The sequence below is a fragment of the Arthrobacter sp. 18067 genome (assembly GCF_902706295.1).
Lineage (GTDB): Bacteria > Actinomycetota > Actinomycetes > Actinomycetales > Micrococcaceae > Arthrobacter.
Genome location: NZ_CACSJJ010000080.1, coordinates 1 through 444, shown reverse-complemented (window position 1 = coordinate 444; position 444 = coordinate 1). Strand labels below are relative to the sequence as shown.

The window sequence follows — 444 nt, the reverse complement described above, 5'->3', positions numbered from 1 at the left end:
CTGGCGGCATAAGTCCTTCCCGATGCCGTAACCGTTCATCCGGAACGGTGTCAGGTCAAGGCAATGCATGGGGAAGGGCGCAAGTCCTTCCCCATTCTTTTTTGGGTCCCGGCGAGGCCATGGCGGCAGCGCGGGGACGGCGGTGGCGACAGGGGTCGGCCCTTCGCGCATCGCGATGGCAGATCGACTGGAGTTCCGGCCCCCCATGAGCGACATCCAATCCCTCACCACCCAGGCGCTGGCCGATGTGGCCGCCGCAAAGAGCCCCGACGTGCTGGAACAGCTGCGCGTGGCCCTGCTTGGCAAGAGTGGCAGCATCACCTCGCAGCTCAAGCAGCTCGGCGCCCTGCCGGCCGACGAGCGCAAGGCCGCCGGTGAAGCGATCAACCAGGCCCGCGACGCGCTGACCCGCGCGCTCGGCGGGCGCAAGGCGCTGCTGGAAGA

1 pseudogene is annotated in these 444 nt (G+C 68.2%); it reads left to right on the top strand.

The features are described from left to right. Positions 1-205: 205 nt before the first annotated feature. Positions 206-444 (top strand): annotated as a pseudogene (locus GVL04_RS24160) (phenylalanine--tRNA ligase subunit alpha); the annotation flags it as partial.